18 protein-coding genes are annotated in these 15,708 nt (G+C 66.9%); 10 read left to right on the top strand and 8 right to left on the bottom strand.

The window, feature by feature from the left end; all coding sequences use genetic code 11:
* Nucleotides 1-10: 10 nt before the first annotated feature.
* Complete coding sequence (locus ACP693_RS17405) at nucleotides 11-1,639, bottom strand: long-chain-fatty-acid--CoA ligase (protein WP_426016376.1); 1,629 nt, start codon at nucleotides 1,637-1,639, stop codon at nucleotides 11-13.
* Between the two features lie 157 nt (nucleotides 1,640-1,796).
* Between ACP693_RS17405 and udk the strand changes: the two genes are divergently transcribed.
* On the top strand, nucleotides 1,797-2,444 hold the full coding sequence (gene udk / locus ACP693_RS17400) for a uridine kinase (RefSeq protein WP_426016375.1): 648 nt from the start codon (nucleotides 1,797-1,799) through the stop codon (nucleotides 2,442-2,444).
* Here the strand turns inward: udk and ACP693_RS17395 are convergent.
* Both ACP693_RS17395 and ACP693_RS17390 read right to left on the bottom strand, forming a co-directional pair.
* Nucleotides 2,441-2,701 (bottom strand): hypothetical protein, encoded by a 261-nt coding sequence (locus ACP693_RS17395; RefSeq protein ID WP_426016373.1) that lies wholly within the window; start codon nucleotides 2,699-2,701, stop codon nucleotides 2,441-2,443. The two genes, udk and ACP693_RS17395, sit on opposite strands and share 4 nt — an antisense overlap.
* 658 nt (nucleotides 2,702-3,359) lie before the next feature.
* Entirely contained in the window at nucleotides 3,360-4,142 is a 783-nt protein-coding gene (locus tag ACP693_RS17390; protein WP_426016371.1) for a thiazole synthase, read from the bottom strand.
* 105 nt (nucleotides 4,143-4,247) lie between these two features.
* On the opposite strand from ACP693_RS17390, the gene ACP693_RS17385 reads away from it, so the two are divergent.
* Nucleotides 4,248-4,394 (top strand): type II toxin-antitoxin system Phd/YefM family antitoxin, encoded by a 147-nt coding sequence (locus ACP693_RS17385; protein WP_426016369.1) that lies wholly within the window; start codon nucleotides 4,248-4,250, stop codon nucleotides 4,392-4,394.
* On the opposite strand, the gene thiS is transcribed toward ACP693_RS17385, so the two are convergent.
* Nucleotides 4,395-4,595, bottom strand: a complete 201-nt coding sequence (gene thiS, locus ACP693_RS17380; RefSeq protein ID WP_426016368.1) for a sulfur carrier protein ThiS — start codon at nucleotides 4,593-4,595, stop codon at nucleotides 4,395-4,397. It lies immediately after the preceding gene.
* Nucleotides 4,596-4,936: 341 nt separating this feature from the next.
* Between thiS and aroQ the strand changes: the two genes are divergently transcribed.
* From aroQ to lepB, 5 genes are all read left to right on the top strand, one after another.
* Nucleotides 4,937-5,395, top strand: a complete 459-nt coding sequence (aroQ, locus tag ACP693_RS17375; RefSeq protein WP_426016366.1) for a type II 3-dehydroquinate dehydratase — start codon at nucleotides 4,937-4,939, stop codon at nucleotides 5,393-5,395.
* A gap of 47 nt (nucleotides 5,396-5,442) precedes the next feature.
* Complete coding sequence (accB, locus tag ACP693_RS17370; RefSeq protein ID WP_346496651.1) at nucleotides 5,443-5,931, top strand: acetyl-CoA carboxylase biotin carboxyl carrier protein; 489 nt, start codon at nucleotides 5,443-5,445, stop codon at nucleotides 5,929-5,931.
* A gap of 9 nt (nucleotides 5,932-5,940) precedes the next feature.
* Entirely contained in the window at nucleotides 5,941-7,293 is a 1,353-nt protein-coding gene (gene accC, locus ACP693_RS17365; protein WP_426016364.1) for an acetyl-CoA carboxylase biotin carboxylase subunit, read from the top strand.
* A gap of 86 nt (nucleotides 7,294-7,379) precedes the next feature.
* A complete protein-coding gene (gene aat / locus ACP693_RS17360) occupies nucleotides 7,380-7,970 on the top strand; it encodes a leucyl/phenylalanyl-tRNA--protein transferase (RefSeq protein ID WP_426019560.1) in 591 nt (196 codons plus the stop codon).
* Between the two features lie 92 nt (nucleotides 7,971-8,062).
* A complete protein-coding gene (lepB, locus tag ACP693_RS17355; RefSeq protein ID WP_426016362.1) occupies nucleotides 8,063-8,836 on the top strand; it encodes a signal peptidase I in 774 nt (257 codons plus the stop codon).
* A gap of 181 nt (nucleotides 8,837-9,017) precedes the next feature.
* Here the strand turns inward: lepB and ACP693_RS17350 are convergent, their stop codons facing one another.
* From ACP693_RS17350 to ACP693_RS17340, 3 genes are read right to left on the bottom strand one after another with little or no spacing between them, the layout of a single operon-like run.
* Entirely contained in the window at nucleotides 9,018-9,362 is a 345-nt protein-coding gene (locus ACP693_RS17350; protein WP_426016360.1) for an EF-hand domain-containing protein, read from the bottom strand.
* Between the two features lie 20 nt (nucleotides 9,363-9,382).
* On the bottom strand, nucleotides 9,383-10,039 hold the full coding sequence (locus ACP693_RS17345) for a DUF2155 domain-containing protein (protein ID WP_426016359.1): 657 nt from the start codon (nucleotides 10,037-10,039) through the stop codon (nucleotides 9,383-9,385).
* Complete coding sequence (locus tag ACP693_RS17340; RefSeq protein ID WP_346496641.1) at nucleotides 10,036-10,428, bottom strand: NADH:ubiquinone oxidoreductase subunit NDUFA12; 393 nt, start codon at nucleotides 10,426-10,428, stop codon at nucleotides 10,036-10,038. Before ACP693_RS17340 ends, ACP693_RS17345 begins: the two co-directional genes overlap by 4 nt.
* 207 nt (nucleotides 10,429-10,635) lie before the next feature.
* On the opposite strand from ACP693_RS17340, the gene ACP693_RS17335 reads away from it, so the two are divergent.
* The 3 genes from ACP693_RS17335 to ACP693_RS17325 all read left to right on the top strand — a co-directional run bounded on the left by ACP693_RS17335 (nucleotide 10,636) and on the right by ACP693_RS17325 (nucleotide 15,298).
* Complete coding sequence (locus ACP693_RS17335) at nucleotides 10,636-13,254, top strand: TSCPD domain-containing protein (RefSeq protein WP_426016358.1); 2,619 nt, start codon at nucleotides 10,636-10,638, stop codon at nucleotides 13,252-13,254.
* Between the two features lie 574 nt (nucleotides 13,255-13,828).
* A complete protein-coding gene (locus ACP693_RS17330) occupies nucleotides 13,829-14,320 on the top strand; it encodes a pentapeptide repeat-containing protein (protein WP_426016356.1) in 492 nt (163 codons plus the stop codon).
* An 81-nt stretch (nucleotides 14,321-14,401) separates the two neighbouring features.
* On the top strand, nucleotides 14,402-15,298 hold the full coding sequence (locus ACP693_RS17325; RefSeq protein WP_426016355.1) for a pentapeptide repeat-containing protein: 897 nt from the start codon (nucleotides 14,402-14,404) through the stop codon (nucleotides 15,296-15,298).
* A 334-nt stretch (nucleotides 15,299-15,632) separates the two neighbouring features.
* Here the strand turns inward: ACP693_RS17325 and ACP693_RS17320 are convergent.
* Nucleotides 15,633-15,708 (bottom strand): hypothetical protein (locus ACP693_RS17320; RefSeq protein ID WP_425991018.1); only part of this gene is annotated, 76 nt, incomplete at its 5' end.

Genomic DNA, 15,708 nt, shown 5'->3' with positions numbered 1-15,708 from the left:
TCCGGTTCGGTTAGACGACGGCGGGCAGACGGTAGTCCTTCATCCGCTCCCGCAGAAGCTTCTTGTCGATCTTGCCCGTGGCGCCCAGCGGGATGTCCTCCACGGCCACCACGTCGTCCGGCATCCACCATTTGGCGATCTTGCCCTGCAGGAAGTCGAGATGCTCCTGCTTGTCCAGCGCATGGTCGGGCTTGAGCTTGAGGATCAGGACCGGCCGTTCGTCCCATTTGGCATGGGCGGCGCCGATGACGGCGGCGATCTCGACCTTGGGGTGGCCGACGGCGATGTTCTCGATCTCGATGGAGCTGATCCACTCGCCGCCCGACTTGATCACGTCCTTGGCGCGGTCGGTGATCTGCATGAAACCCCTCTCGTCCACCGTGGCCACGTCGCCCGTGTCGAAGAAGCCTTCGTCGTCCAGGATCGAACCTTCTTCCTTGAAATAGGCGTTGCTGATGGTCGGTCCCTTGACCATCAGGCGGCCGAAGGTGGCGCCGTCGTGCGGCAGTTCGGCCCCGGCCTCGTCCTTCAGCTTCAATTCGATGCCCAGCGGCGGCGTGCCCTGTTTCAGGCGATATTTCATCTGCTCGTCATAGGGCAGACGCAGGATCTCGGGCGGCAGGTTGGCGATGGTGCCGATGGGCGAGGTCTCGGTCATGCCCCAGGCGTGGGTGACCTCGACGCCGAAATCGTCCTGGAAGCCCCGGATCAGGCTTTCGGGGCAGGCCGAGCCGCCGATCAGCACACGCTTCAGGGTCGAGAAGCCCAGGCCGTGCTCTTTCATATGGGCGAACAGCCCCTGCCAGACGGTGGGCACGGCGGCGGAGAAGGTGACGCCTTCCTGTTCGATCAGTTCATAGATCGACTGACCGTCCATCTTGGCGCCCGGCATGACCAGTTTGGTCCCGGCGGCGGGGCCGGCGAAGGCGATGCCCCAGGCGTTGGCGTGGAACATCGGCACGACCGGCAGGATCACCTCCTTGGGCGTGGCGCCCATGACGGTGGCCTGAAGCCCCATGAAGGTGTGCAAGAAGTTGGAGCGGTGCGAATACAGTACCCCCTTCGGATTGCCCGTCGTGCCCGAGGTGTAGCAGAGGCCGCAGGCGGTGTTTTCCTCGAAGTCGCCCCAGACGACGTCGGTCGACTGACCGGCGATGGCGTCCTCATAGGCCTCGGCCTTGGGCAGCTTGGTCTGCGGCATGTGGGCGGCGTCGGTCATGATGACGACGCGCTCGACCTTGGGGATGTGCGGCAGGATGGCTTCCAGAAGCGGCACGAAGGTCAGGTCGACGAAGATGATCCGGTCTTCGGCGTGGTTGATGATGTAGATCAGTTGTTCCGGGAACAGGCGCGGGTTCAGGGTGTGGCACACCCCGCCGATGCCCATGATGCCGTACCAGGCCTCGATATGGTTGGCGGTGTTCCAGGCCAGGGTGGCGACGCGGTCGCCCGGCTGGACGCCCCAGGCCTTCAGGGCGCTGGACACGCGTTTGGCGCGTTCGTGGATCTGGGCATAGGTCGTGCGGACGATGGGCCCCTCGACCGAGCGGGTCACCACCTCGCGGTCGCCGTGCCAATGTTTGGCGTGGTCGATGATCTTGTCGACCGTCAGCGGCCAGTCCTGCATCAAGCCCAGCATATCGTTTCCTGTTCCTTGGTTGCGTCTGATTGGATGCGACGCTTGGGCGGACGCTAACATCGGTGATCGGCGATAAGCAACGTGACGTAACGTCAGCCGCCGCGCGACGGATCGTCCCCCGTGGCGTCGGCCGCGCGACCGCACTAGAAGACCGCCCATGACCATATTGATCGCGATCACGGGGGGCTCCGGCTCCGGCAAGAGCACCCTGGCGGAGGCGCTGGTTTCGGCCTTGCCGCAGGGGTCGGCGGTGCTGGTGCGCGAGGACAGCTATTACCGCGACGCCGCGTCCCTGCCCGGCTTCGATGCCGCGACCTTCGACTTCGACGATGTGGCGGCGCGCGATCACGACCTGATGATCGCGGATTTGAAAGAGCTGAAGGCTGGGCGCACGGTGACGGCGCCGGTCTATTCCTTCATCCACCACGGGCGCGAGCCGGGCGGAGAACGGATCGCGGCGGCCGAGGTGGTGATCGTGGAGGGCACCCATGTTCTGTGCACCCCCGACCTGACCGCCCTGTTCGACATCCGGGTGTTCGTGGACACCCCGTCCGACATCCGCTTCATCCGCCGCCTGTTGCGCGACCAGGCTGAGCGGGGGCGGTCGGCGGATTCGGTCGTGGCGCAATATCTGGCCACCGTGCGGCCCGGCCACGAGCGGCTGACCGAGCCGTCGCGCACCCACGCCGACTTCATCGTCGCCGACGCCACGGCGGCCGTGCGCCTGGAAGACCCCCAGGCCGTGGTGCGTCTGGCCGCGCCGGTCCTGGCCCATCCGCTGCTGCAGGGCTTGCTGGACGACTAACGAAAAAGATCCCCGACCCGGATTTCTCCGGGTCGAAGCGCGGCACGCTCGACCGGCGGGTGGCCATTGAGAGCCCTGATGCGCGCGCGTTCGGCGGCCTCCGCCCGTTTCTCGACCAGGATGGCGTCCAGACGGATGTATTCGATTTCCAGTTGGGCACGGAGCCGTTCGTCCTCAGCCTCCTCCTCGGGCGTTTGTCTGTAGGGCGGCGGCAGGCCGCGACCGGGTTTGGGACGGCGAGGTTTGGGGTGGGCCATGCGGGTCTCCGGACAGGGGTGATCAGCCTCGCGCTTTCGCTGCGAAGTTTTGGAGGGCTGGGCGGAGCGCCGGGCCTTCGCCCGGAGTGTGAGTTTGTAAGTACCGTTTCGACGAAGGGTTGACGCTCCGCGCGGAAGGTTGGCCTGCAAGCTCGGGGCGTCGAGCGGTGGCGGTCTTATCGCCTAACCCCATAAGCCTGCGACGGGTCGGCGGGGTCTGCGAAACCCCGTCCCGAGTGCGATCGAGTATCCCCCTCGACCCTCCGACACCGCTCCATAAGTCGATGTCAGCGCGGAGGGATTTCACCCCGGCTCCCGTTCCATCCGCTCCCGCCGCCGCAAGGTCGCAGGCCAAGCGAGCCCTTCCATGCAACGGGACGGGTCTAGAATACGCCGGTTTCGAAGGGGGGATGGGAGAACGGGGACATAAATCGGCAAGCGATTGGATTCGCTGAGAATGGACCAGCGTCATTGTGATGGCTGGGGCCAAACCAGCGCTACGCGTTCCTTCTCCCCTTGGGGGAGAAGGTGGGGCCGGAGGCCTCGGATGAAGGGTATCTGTCCGCCTCGAAACGGTAAGAGCGAATCTGCGGAAACAGCCCCCTCATCCGTCTCGCTCCGCGAGCCACCTTCTCCCCCGAGGGGAGAAGGGACTTCGTCAGATCAGCCCCGCCAGCGGCGACGACGGGTCGGCATACATCCGCTTGGGCATACGCCCTGCCAGATAGGCGTCGCGGCCGGCGATGACGGCGTGTTTCATGGCGCTGGCCATGCGGATGGGGTCCTTGGCGCCGGCGATGGCGGTGTTCATCAGGACGGCGTCGCAGCCCAGTTCCATGGCCAGGGTCGCGTCCGAGGCCGTGCCGACCCCCGCGTCGACCAGCACCGGCACCTTGGCCTGTTCGACGATCAGGCGGACGTTGATGGGGTTCTGAATGCCGAGCCCTGAGCCGATGGGCGCGGCGGCGGGCATGATGGCGGCGGCTCCGGCGTCTTCCAGCCGCTTGGCCATGACCACGTCGTCGGTGCAATAGACCATGACGTCGAACCCGTCCTTGATCAGCAGGTCCAGCGCCCGCAGCGTCTCGATCATGTCGGGATAGAGGTGGGCGGTGTTGGACAGCACCTCCAGCTTGACCAGGCTCCAGCCCCCCGCCTCGCGCGCCAGGCGCAGGGTGCGCACCGCGTCCTCGCCGGTGAAACAGCCGGCGGTATTGGGCAGGAAGGTGAACCGGTCGGGCTTCACATAGTCGACCAGCATCGGCTGGTTTGGATCGGTCAGGTTCACCCGGCGCACGGCCACGGTCACGATCTCGGCGCCCGCAGCTTCGGCGGCGGCGGCGTTCTGGGCGTAGTCGGCGTATTTGCCGGTGCCCACGATCAGTCGCGAGTTGAAGGTGCGGCCGGCGACGGACCAGGTTTCGGAGGCTGTATCGGTCATGGGGCCTGACCTACGCGCCCCGGCCGCGAAGCGAAAGGCCGGATTGTTGCCGCCAGCGAGCGCTTAAAATAGAATACTCAAAATCAGGTGCGCTGGAGCGACCTTATGAAGATGATCGACATCGAAGACGCTAGGACTCATCTGTCTCGACTGGTCGATGAAGCCGCCGAGGGTGAAGTCTTTATAATCACCGTGAACGGCGAACCGATGGCGAAGATAGAAGCGCTAGACGGCTCTGAAACCCTCACCTGATCAACCGCCGCCGACGAACTGGACCAGTTCGATGCGGTCGCCCTGTGAGACGGGGGTGGCGGCGTGCAGGGACTTGGGCACGATCTCCAGATTGCGTTCGACCGCGACCTTGCGCGGGTCCAGCGACAACTCTTCGACCAGGGCCAAGATCGTGGCGGCCTGGACCTGGCGGGGTTCGCCGTTGAGATGGATCTGGTGCACGCGTCTGATCTCCTGGCGCTGGCGGCGTCTGGGCTGAGATAGACGCTGAAGGCCGGGTTCGCCAGACCGGGTCAGCCGGCCTCGAACAGGAAGGCGCCGATGGCGACCGCCACGGCCGCAAAGGCGGCCACGACGGTGCGAAGGATCAGTTTGCCGTCCTGGCGCATCGTCTGCGCTCCCACAGGCTGTCCCGGCCGGGGACGAATAAGGCCTTGGCTGCGAAATCCGCGCCACGCGGCGTGACCTTGGGTAAAGTTCGATGCGGGGACCGTTTGACCCAGGCCCTGCGTCGGCTAAAAGGCCCCTCTTGTGCTGCGAAGCAGCGCCCGATTCCGGAAACCATGGCCGAAACGCTCGTCATTCATGTGCTGAACGGCCCCAATCTGAACCTGCTCGGGGTTCGGGAGCCGGACATCTATGGCCGCGACACCCTGGCGGACATCGAGCAGCACTGCGTCAAGGCGGCTGCCAAGGTAGAGGGCGGCGCGACCATCGTGTTTCGTCAGACCAACCACGAGGGCGTGCTGGTGGACTGGATTCAGGAAGCCCGTGAAGGCGCGGACGCCCTGATCATCAATCCGGCCGCCTATGGGCATACGTCGGTGGCGCTGCACGATGCGCTGAAGACGCTGTCGATCCCGGTGATCGAGCTGCATCTGTCCAATCCGGCGGCGCGCGAGGCGTTTCGCCATCACTCCTATGTGTCTTCCGCAGCGACCGGCGTCATCGCAGGCTTCGGCGCGGCAGGCTATGAACTGGCCGTCCAGGCGGCTCTCACCAAGGTTCGGGAACGCGGCTGACGCCCGTCCCGTTTACTCAAGACCACGAAAGACAAGGCGCAAATCCAATGGCCGATGACAAGAAACACGCCGAAATCGACGCCGCCCTGGTTCGCCAGCTGGCCGACATCCTGAACGAGACCGACCTGACCGAGGTTGAGGTCGAGCGCGGCGACCTGCGCATCCGCGTCGCCCGCGAGATCACGGTCAACGCCGCGCCGGTGCAATATGCCGCTGCGCCGGCTGCAGCCGCCGCGCCGGCCCCGGTCGCCGCACCGGCCTCCATGCCGTCCGATCCCGCCACCATCGTCGCCCGATCCGGCGAAGAGGTGAAGTCGCCCATGGTCGGCACTGTGTATCTGCAGGCCTCGCCGGAAGCGCCGGTCTTCTGCCAGCCAGGCGACAAGGTCAAAAAGGGTCAGACGCTGCTGATCGTCGAGGCCATGAAGACCATGAACCCGATCCAGGCCCCGCGCGACGGCGTTGTTCTCGACATTCTGGTCGGCGACGCCCAGCCGGTCGAGTTCGGCGAGCCCCTCGTCCTGCTGGAAGCCTAAGGCGCCCTGATGTTCACCAAGGTTCTGATCGCCAACCGCGGCGAGATCGCGCTGCGAATCCATCGGGCGTGCAAGGAGATGGGCATCTCCACCGTCGCCGTGCACTCCGAAGCCGACCGAGGCGCCATGTGGGTGCGCCTGGCCGACGAGAGCGTCTGCATCGGCCCCGCCTCGGCCGCCAAGTCGTATCTGAACATCCCGTCGATCATCGCGGCGGCCGAGATCACCGGTGCCCAGGCGATCCACCCCGGCTACGGCTTCCTGTCGGAAAATGCTCGCTTCGCCGAGATCGTCGAAGCCCACGGCATGACCTTCATCGGTCCCAAGCCCGAGCATATCCGGGTCATGGGCGACAAGATCAGCGCCAAGAAGACGGTGATGGAAGCCGGCATCCCCTGCGTTCCCGGCTCGGACGGCGAGGTCGAGACTATCGAAGCCGCCATCGAGGCGTCCAAGTCCATCGGCTTCCCCCTGATCGTCAAGGCGGCGGCGGGCGGCGGCGGACGCGGCATGAAGGTGGCCCTGACGGCTGACGACCTGGTCGAGGCCGTCCAGACCGCCCAGTCCGAGGCCAAGGCCGCCTTCGGCAACGGCGCCGTCTATATGGAGCGCTATCTCCAGAAGCCGCGCCACATCGAGATCCAGGTCATCGCCGACAGCCACGGCAACGTCGTCCACCTGGGCGAACGCGACTGCTCGCTGCAACGTCGTCACCAGAAGGTGCTGGAAGAGGCCCCCTCGCCAGCCCTGTCGGCCGAGGGTCGCAAGCAGATCGGCGAGACGGTCAACAAGGCCATCGCCGCCATCGGCTATCTGGGCGTCGGCACCATCGAGTTCCTGTGGGAGGATGGCGAGTTCTTCTTCATCGAGATGAACACCCGCCTGCAAGTCGAGCATCCGGTTACGGAAATGATCACCGGCGTCGACCTGGTGCGCGAACAGGTCCGTATCGCCGCCGGCCTGCCGCTGTCGTTCACGCAAGAGGACATCGAGTTCAAAGGCCACGCCATCGAGGTGCGTATCAACGCCGAAAACCCGGAGACCTTCACCCCGTCGCCGGGCAAGATCACTGACTTCCACGCCCCCGGCGGCCTGGGCGTGCGTCTGGATAGCGCCATCTACGCCGGCTATTCGATCCCGCCCTATTATGACAGCCTGATCGGCAAGCTGATCGTCCACGGCCGTGACCGCGAAGAGGCCATTGCGCGCATGAAGCGGTCGCTGAACGAGATCGTCATCGGCGGGGTCGACACCACCATCCCCCTGTTCCAGAAGCTGTTGCAGGAGCCCGACATCCTGTCCGGCGACTATGACATCCACTGGCTGGAGAAGTGGGCCGCCCGTCAGAAGGGCGACGCCTGACAGATCCCGATTTCAGCGCCAGCGGGCCTTTCGGCGGTTTCGGCCCCGAGGACCTGCTGGCCTGTTACGCCCGGGGCGTGTTTCCGATGGCCGAGGCGCGCGACGATCCGCGCGTCTTCATTATCGAGCCGGAACAGCGGGGCGTCATTCCGCTGGACGCCTTCCACATCCCCAGCCGCCTGCGTCGCACCGTGCGAGGCGAGCCGTTCGAGGTACGGGTCGATACCGCCTTCGAAGCGGTGCTGGACGGCTGTGCGGCGGCGCAGGGACCGGATCGCGAGGACACCTGGATCAACGGGCCGATCCGGCGGCTGTACGCCGCCCTGTTCGCCATGGGGTTCGTCCACTCCATCGAATGCTGGCGGGACGAGCGGCTGGTGGGCGGCCTGTATGGCGTGTCGCTGGGCGGGGCCTTCTTCGGCGAGAGCATGTTCAGCCGCGAGCGGGATGCGTCCAAGGTGGCGCTGGTGCATCTGGTCGCGCGGTTGCGCAAGGGCGGCTGGACCCTGTTGGACGCGCAGTTCCTGACCGAGCATCTGAGCCAGTTCGGCGCGGTGGAGACGCCTCAGGCGGCCTATCTGGACCTGCTGTCCCCCGCCCTGTCGGTCAGGCCGGATCAGGCGGCGTTGCGTTCGCCGCTGACCGGCGTCGAGGCGGTGGCCCTGGCCACGGCATAATGCCGTCCGCCTGATCTGTCCGGACACGATTTTCGGCTTGTCCCGACAGGTTCCGATTGGCGTCGGCGGCGGGTCTGGCGGTCAATGGCGGCATGACCCAGACCCCATCCGTCTTATCCAAGGCCCCGCCCCGCTCGCCCGTCCTGCGCGAGGTGCGAGAGATCGCCGTGACCCTGGTCGTCGCCCTGATCCTGGCGACCCTGCTCCGCATCCTGCTGTTCCAGCCCTTCACCATTCCCTCGTCGTCGATGGAGCCGGGGCTGGTGACGGGCGACTATATCGTCGTGTCGAAATATCCGTATGGCTGGAGCGCGGCGTCGCTGCCGTTCGACCCGCCCATGGCGCCGGGGCGGATCATGGGGCGCGAGCCCCGGCGCGGGGACGTGGTGGTGTTCCGCCTGCCGCGCGATCCGAAACAGACCTGGATCAAGCGGGTCGTGGGTTTGCCGGGCGACACGGTTCAGGTGCGCGGAGGCGTGGTCTTCGTCAACGGCGATGCGGTGCGCCAGACAAGGCTGGATATCGTCGCCGACCATGATGCGCCACAGCGGCGGGTGCAGCAGGTGCGCGAGACCCTGGCCGACGGTCTGACCTATGTAACCTATGACGGCGGGCCGGACCTGCCCGGCGACGACACGCCTCTGCGCCTCGTGCCGCCGGGCCAGTATCTGATGATGGGCGACAATCGCGACAACTCGCTGGACAGCCGCTGGCCGGCCGAGGTCGGGGTCGGCCTGCTGCCCGCCGAGAACATCATGGGTCGGGCCGAGATCGTGCTGGCCTCATGGAAGCCGGGCGCGAGCCTGTTCAAGCCCTGGACCTGGCTGAACCTTCAGCGGGACCGGTTTTGGGTCCGCATTCAGTAGGTAGCGGTTAGAGTAGCCCCTACACCCCCGTCACCCTCGGGCTCGTCCCGAGGGCCCACCGTTGAAGCAAAACTCAAGCGCACGATGTTGCAAGCGGCGGCCTAACGCCATCCATCACCACACCTGCATCCGCCGTGGGCCCTCGGGACGAGCCCGAGGGTGACGGATTGTGGGGTAAGACCTAGCGCGCGCGGTATTCGTCGAAGCTGACGACGCCGTCGTGATTGCGGTCCATCCGGTCGAAGGCGGCGCGGCTGGTCGGCGAAGACTGGGCCAGGGAGGGCGCGGCGACGGCGCCCAGGGCCACGCCGGCGACGGCGGCGGCCAGCAGCGGACGCCAGCCCAGGCGGGGCGGCGAACGTCGCGTCGAAGACGTCTGGCTCAGTTCGGCGTCGATGAAGCGGCGGATGGCGTCGCTGGCGGTGCGGCCCTCGGCGCGGCAGCGAGCCATGAAGGCGGTCTTGGTCGCGTGGGGCAGTCGGATTTCGACCGTTTCGCTTTTCTTGAGCGGCTTATCGCGATCCATCTTCAGCCTCCTCGCGGCGGTCAGTTCTTACAGCCCACGACCCATGCGTCGTAATAGGGGTTCTGGACGCCGCTGACGGACGGCGACGAGGCGAACATCCAGCCGCGGAAAATCTGGCGCGGCGCGGTCTCGCGGCCGCGCGGCTGAAGCGACACGTCCATATAGGCGATGGCGTCTTCGGTCAGTTCGTCCGGCGTCGTGACCTCGCAGGCGCGGGCGGCGAAGATCAGGTTGCGGTTGAAGCGCACGGGGCGACCGCCGACCTCGACCTCGAACTTCATCGACTCGGCCGTGACCTTGTCGATGGCCTGGATGATCGCGAACTTGCGACGCTGGCGGCGGGCCGGAGTCGCCGGCTGTTCGATGGCCTTGGTCGCGACGGGCCGCTCGGCCTTGACCTCGTCCTCGGCCTTCTCCTCGACGGCGGCGTCCTCGGCGATGACGATGGCTGGCGGCGGCGTCACCGCGACGGGCGAACGCGGCGCAGGCGCGCCGGCCGGCGGCGTCTCGGTGGGCACGGACGGCTGGTCCGGCGTATTGCGCAGGATGTCGCCGATCGGATCCTGGACCGGGCGAGCGTCGCGCGGCGCATCCTGCAGCACGCTGGCGGTCACCGCGCCTGCGCTCAAGACGCAGACGACAGCCGCCGCGCCCAACAGGATGCCGCGCGTTTTCACTCGGGGGTCCAGGCCTGATAGTCGCCGGTCGCAGCCGGGCGTTTGGCCTCGTTGGCCAGCGAGCCAGGCGGACGCCAGGCCAGGGGCGTGCCGGTCATGTTGGGCAGGTGATCCTTTTCCCAGGCGCGACGCGGCAGCGGCTGCTCGGTCGGGGGCAGGTCGAAGGTGTAGTGCAGCCAGCCGTGCCAGTCGGGCGTCACCTTGGACGCCTCGGCATAGCCGTCATAGATGACCCAGCGACGCTTGCGGCCGTCGTAGCTGACGTTGTCGCGGCTCTCGAAATAACGATTGCCGTTCTCGTCCTGGCCGACGAAGCGACCGCGCTTGGCGATGGTGAAGCGGGTGCCGATCGTGGCGCCCTCCCACCAGCCGAAAATCTTGCTCAACACGTCGTGGAATCCAACCGTAAGGGGTCGCCGAAAAGGGAGGCGGCGTCTGGCGCGGATCATAGAAACCCGCGCCCGCTTCGTCCAGCGTTCAGGCGGAGGCAGTTGAATCGATATCTTGTGGGCAATACGGCCTGAGCACACCAGATGTATTGGCGAAGCGGCGCGCGACCGCCTAGGCTGGCCCGAACCTTTCGGAGAGACGCCGCCATGCGCTTTCAATCCGGCTTCGCCGTTCGCGCCGAACGAGTCGCAATGGAGACCCGCGCCGTCGAGCGCCCGGCCAGCGTACAGCCCGTGCTGGCGCCCGCCGGCTGGTCAGACGCCCAGATCGAGGCCTGGCTGGACTGGATCGAGGCGGCGGGATTCGCGACACCGATGTCGGGCGACTGGCTGAACGGCGGCGTGGACGCCTGGGTCGAGCGGTTGGCCGCGACCGGCGTTGCGGAGGGTGTGTTCGACCGGGCCGAGTCCGCTGTGTTCGCCGCCGAACTGTCGGGGGCCTTCAGGCTGGGCCTCGCGGCGCCGGCGGGATCGGGGCCGGTCGCGGCCGGCGTCGTCGATCTGAACGACCCCGGCGCGGGCGCGACTCTGAGGACGCACAGCGGCAAGCGAGCCGCCGCACGGCTGGGCGCCCAGGCGGCGCGGGCGCTGGCCGAGGCCCTGGCGGGGGTGGCTGATGCGGTGGACCGTTGCGAGGGGCCGCGTGGCGACTGCGGCGATCCCTCGCGCAATCCGGCGCTGGGTCGGGCGGCGGCGCTGGCGCGACGGTGCGGCGCGAGCGACGCCGACATCCTGAGAGCCGTCGACGGCGAACGGCCCGCCATGGCGCTGGAGCTGACGATCGAGGGCGCACCTCTGGTCGCCCTGGCGGACCGGACGCAGATCGCGGCGGGCGCGCCGGAGGCCCTGCTGGCGGCCGAAGCGACGCTGGACGGCGGGCTGATCGTCGCCTTCGACCCGCGCGATGCGGAAACCGCGACGATGGCTGCGGGTCGGGCCGTGATCGACCTGGGCGCCGTGCTGGCCCTGAGCGGCGACGCGGCGACCGATCTGGCGGGCCTGACGCGGTTGTTGACGGTGGCTCTGGACCTTCAGGCGGCGTCGCCGGGCGTGATCGCCCTTGGGCTGGACGGGTTGCTGGAGGCCCTGGCGGCGGACGATGATCGAACGGCTCGGGCGCAGGCGTTTGCGGGACTGGTCGCGGCGACGGCGGCGCAGACCTCGGCCGAGTTGGCGAGCGTGCGCGGTCTCTGCCCCGATTGGGACGACCTGAAAGGCGCCGCCGCCGAAACCCAAGCCGCGCGGCGCGATGTGCTGAAGGGGGTGAGCCATCCCCTCGCCGCAGTCGCGTCGAAAGCCTTGGTGATCGCGCCCAAGGCGCGGCGGCACTCGGCCATCGGCCTGTTCGTCGAGGATGCAGAGGCGCGGCTGCGGCTGGGGCTGGGCCGGATCGCGGCGATCGATGTCTTCCAGACGGCGGACGGCGAGATCGGTCGCCGGCTGAACCCTGCCCTGGCGGCGGCGATCTCGGCGGCAGGCGGCGATGTCGAGGCGGCGGAGCGATGGACGTTCGGGCGGCGCACCCTAGTCGAGGCGCCGGGCATTGATCATGCGTCGCTGCGCGCGCTGGGCTTCACCGATATCGAGCTGGCCGCCATCGAGAACGCCCTGGCCTGGGCCGAGGATTTCGACACGGTCTTCGCCGCCCCGGTGCTGGACCCCGGTTTCATCCGTGACGTGCTGGGCGTGGAGGACGGCGACGGCTTGCTGCTGACCCTGCTGGGCGTGTCCGAAGAGGCCGAGACGGCGGCGACGCGCTGGGTCTTCGGTCATGGCGACCTGAGCGGTTGGCCCGAGGCGCCGGCGTCCGTCGCTGCCCTGCTGGCCGATCCGGCGGCGGTCGCAGCAGACCTGCGGCGCGCCATCGAACCGTTCAGCGACCTGGCCGACATCGCGGTCGAACCGATGGACTGGCGCACCACCTCGGCCCAGGCGGCAAGACTGCTGAGCCAGGGCGCATTGGACGGTCGTCGCGCCATCCGCCTGGCCCGCGCCGCGCCGCCGGCCGGCCCGCTGCTGCCATTGCCGAACATCGACGCGGCGCGGGCCGAGCCTGTGCGCGAAGCCCCCCGCCCCGCCCCGACCGAACGGGTGGTCGAACGCGTGATCGAGCGGGAACGGGCGCGCCGCAAACTGCCCGACCGGCGCAAGGGCTATATCCAGAAGGCCGCCGTGGGAGGGCACAAGGTCTATATCCACACCGGCGAATACGAAGACGGCGAGCTAGGCGAGATCTTCATCGACATGCACAAGGAAGGCGCCGCCTTCCGCAGCCTGATGAACAACTTCGCCATCGCCATCTCCATCGGCCTGCAATACGGCGTGCCGCTGGACGAGTTCGTGGACGCCTTCGTCTTCACCCGGTTCGAGCCGGCCGGGCGCGTCACCGGCAACGACTCCATCAAGTCCGCAACCTCGATCCTTGACTATATCTTCCGCGAGCTGGGCGTCTCGTATCTGGACCGGCACGAGCTAGCCAACGCCGGGACCGACGACCTGAACGCGGACGGCTTGGGCGAAGGAAAGCCCGACGCCAACGAGGCCGTGCCCGCCGCCCGCTTCATCTCCAAGGGGTTCGCGCGGGGATCGGCGCCCGACAATCTGGTGGTCCTGCCCTTCGGCAAGAAGGCCGAGCCCGAGCCGCGCCACGTCGCCAATAGCGAAGCCGTCGCCTGCCCCGCCTGCGGCGACTTCAGCCTTCAGCAACGCGGCGCCGCCTGGGTGTGCGACACCTGCGGGGCCGAGCCGAAGGCAGTCACGCCTTGAATTCGAAATGGTGGGCTGCGTTAGCGAACATCAGCCCAATCTGGCTATCGCTGACTGCAATCGCGGGAATATTTGTCGGGTTGATGAATCATGGCGCTCCCACAACTTGGGGCGCAGCATTCTTTATCTTTGCTATAGTTCTGCAATGGGGCTGGATCTACGGCGTCCATCGGATCGCACTCTACCCATTCGATACGAGGTCTTGGCTCTCGCGTGACTGGTCTTACTTGTTGGGTTTCGCCTTTCTGGTTGCGAACGTCACCCTGACGCTTGGGCATCCAAGAGATGGAACGTGGGTCAGCGACCTGAACGATTTTGTCGGCTTTTCATTCATGCTGTTCGCGTTCGGTACGGCTTCGAATGCGGCTGGCGCAGTTTCAGATAGCTCGCCACGTCTTCGACCCGCCTTCTCTGATCGAACTGTTCTAGCGATTGGCTTCATCGCAGCACCTATCGGCGCATGGCTTTTAAAGCCAAGGTTAGATCAACTTCGCGCGGCTTCGGAAGTCAGGGCTAGGTTAAGGGTTATGGCCTAGGGTTTGCTGCAAGACGATCGAACGTCGGAGCCCATTCCATGAAACGTACACTCTCTCTCGGCCTGATCGCCGCCCTACTGGCCGTCGCCGCGCCCGCCCTGGCCCAGAACGCGGGCCAGATCGCCAGCGTGAAGCGCGGGTCGTCCTGCGCCGGATGCAACTTGTTCCAGGGCGACTTCTCGGGGCTGGAGGCGCGGGGCCTGAACCTGTCGGGCGCGCGGCTGCGTCAGGCGGACCTGAGCCTGAGCGTCATGAACCGCACGCGGTTTTCCAACACCGACATGCGCGATGTCGAGGCCTATGGCGGCGTCTTCTCCGGCTCCAACTTCTCGCGCGCCAACCTGACCAACGCCAGTTTCGTCGGCGCCTATCTGGAGGGCGCAAGCTTCTCGGGCGCGACCTTGTCTGGGACCAATCTGTCGGGCGCCCAGCTGACTCGGGCCACCGGCCTGACCCAGGGTCAGTTGAACCAGGCGTGCGGCGACGAGTCGACCGTCCTGCCGCGCGGGCTACGCATTCCCGCCTGCTGAGGGCCTCCGACCTTGCCCGGATTTCATGAAGTTACCTCGATTTAAGTAGGTATGGCAGGGGTTTCGGGGCATTCAGGTCTCGTGAAACAGATCGCTGAACATATCCGGGTCAAACCCTCGCTGGCGCTTCTGGCGCTCTGCACGGCTTGGGGGGCGGCGCTCATCGCCTCGCCGGCCTTCGCCGGGGTGGAGATGTCGATGCAGGACCGCGACGTGGCCCGTTCGGTGTCGCTGGGCGGATCGTGCAATCGCTGCGAACTGTCCGGCCGCAATCTGACCGGCGCGACCTTCACCGGCGCCAGCTTCATGAACGCCACCCTGGTCGGGGCCAATCTGCGCGGCGCCGAGATGATGGGCTCCAACTTCACCGGCAGCGACTTCAGCCGCGCCAATCTGTCAGGCGTCGAGATCGTCGGGGCCAACTTCACCTCCGCGAACTTCACGGGCGCCCATTTGAACGGGGCCGAGGCGCAAGGGTCGTCCTTCGTCCGCGCCAATCTGACCCGCGCCGACCTGTCGGGCGGCGAGATGCACGGGGTGAACTTCAACGGCGCGACCCTGGCGGGGACCAACTTCTCCAACAGCGAACTGTTCGGCGCGACGATCACCAACGTCCGCGCGGCCGGCGCCAACTTCTCCAACGCCGAGGTCAACGCCTCCAACCTGTCGGGCGGCGACTTCTCGAACGCGGACTTTTCGAACGCCAGCCTGGACGGAGCGCGACTGAGCGGCGCGAGCTTCTCCCGCGCCGATTTCTCGAACGCCTCCCTGCGCCGCACGGACATTCGCGGCGCGGACCTGTCGAACGCGCGCGGCCTGACCCAGGACCAGATCAGCGAGGCCTGCGGCGACGGCTCGACGCGCCTGCCCGGCCGCCTGACGCCTCAGGCCTGCCGCAGCACCTCGATCCGCATCATCCGGACGCCCGCCACGCCGACACCGCCGCGTGTGCGCAACTTCGTCAACGCCGGAAACTGAACGGCGCGGTGACGAAAGCCGTTTCTGAGCCCTGACGGCCGGCTTTCCAAACTTCCCCATCCCTTCCCTCTCCCATGGGAAGAGGGCTTGAGCGCCCGAGAGCGCAGCGATCGGTCTTGCGCAAAAGGGTGAGGTTACGCTGTGCGACGCGATCAGCACCGCACCCCCTCGTCCGGCTCTGCGAGCCACCTTCTCCCCATGAGAGAAGGGAAAAGATCAGTCGGACAAAGCAAAACGGCCCCAGGATTTCTCCGGGGGCCGCTCTGTTACGCTTACTCTTTTGTCCGGCCTATGCTCGCCTCGCGGAGGCTCGCGACTTGAGGCCGGGTCCTAACTACTCGACGATCTTGGCGACGACGCCGGCGCCGACGGTGCGGCCGCCTTCACGGATGGCGAAGCGCAGGCCTTGG

The organism is Brevundimonas sp. TWP1-3 (assembly GCF_049896085.1).
In the GTDB taxonomy this organism is placed as follows: Bacteria; Pseudomonadota; Alphaproteobacteria; order Caulobacterales; family Caulobacteraceae; genus Brevundimonas.
The sequence above is the reverse complement of the archived record's forward strand: the minus strand, read 5'-3'. Positions and strand labels throughout refer to the sequence as shown.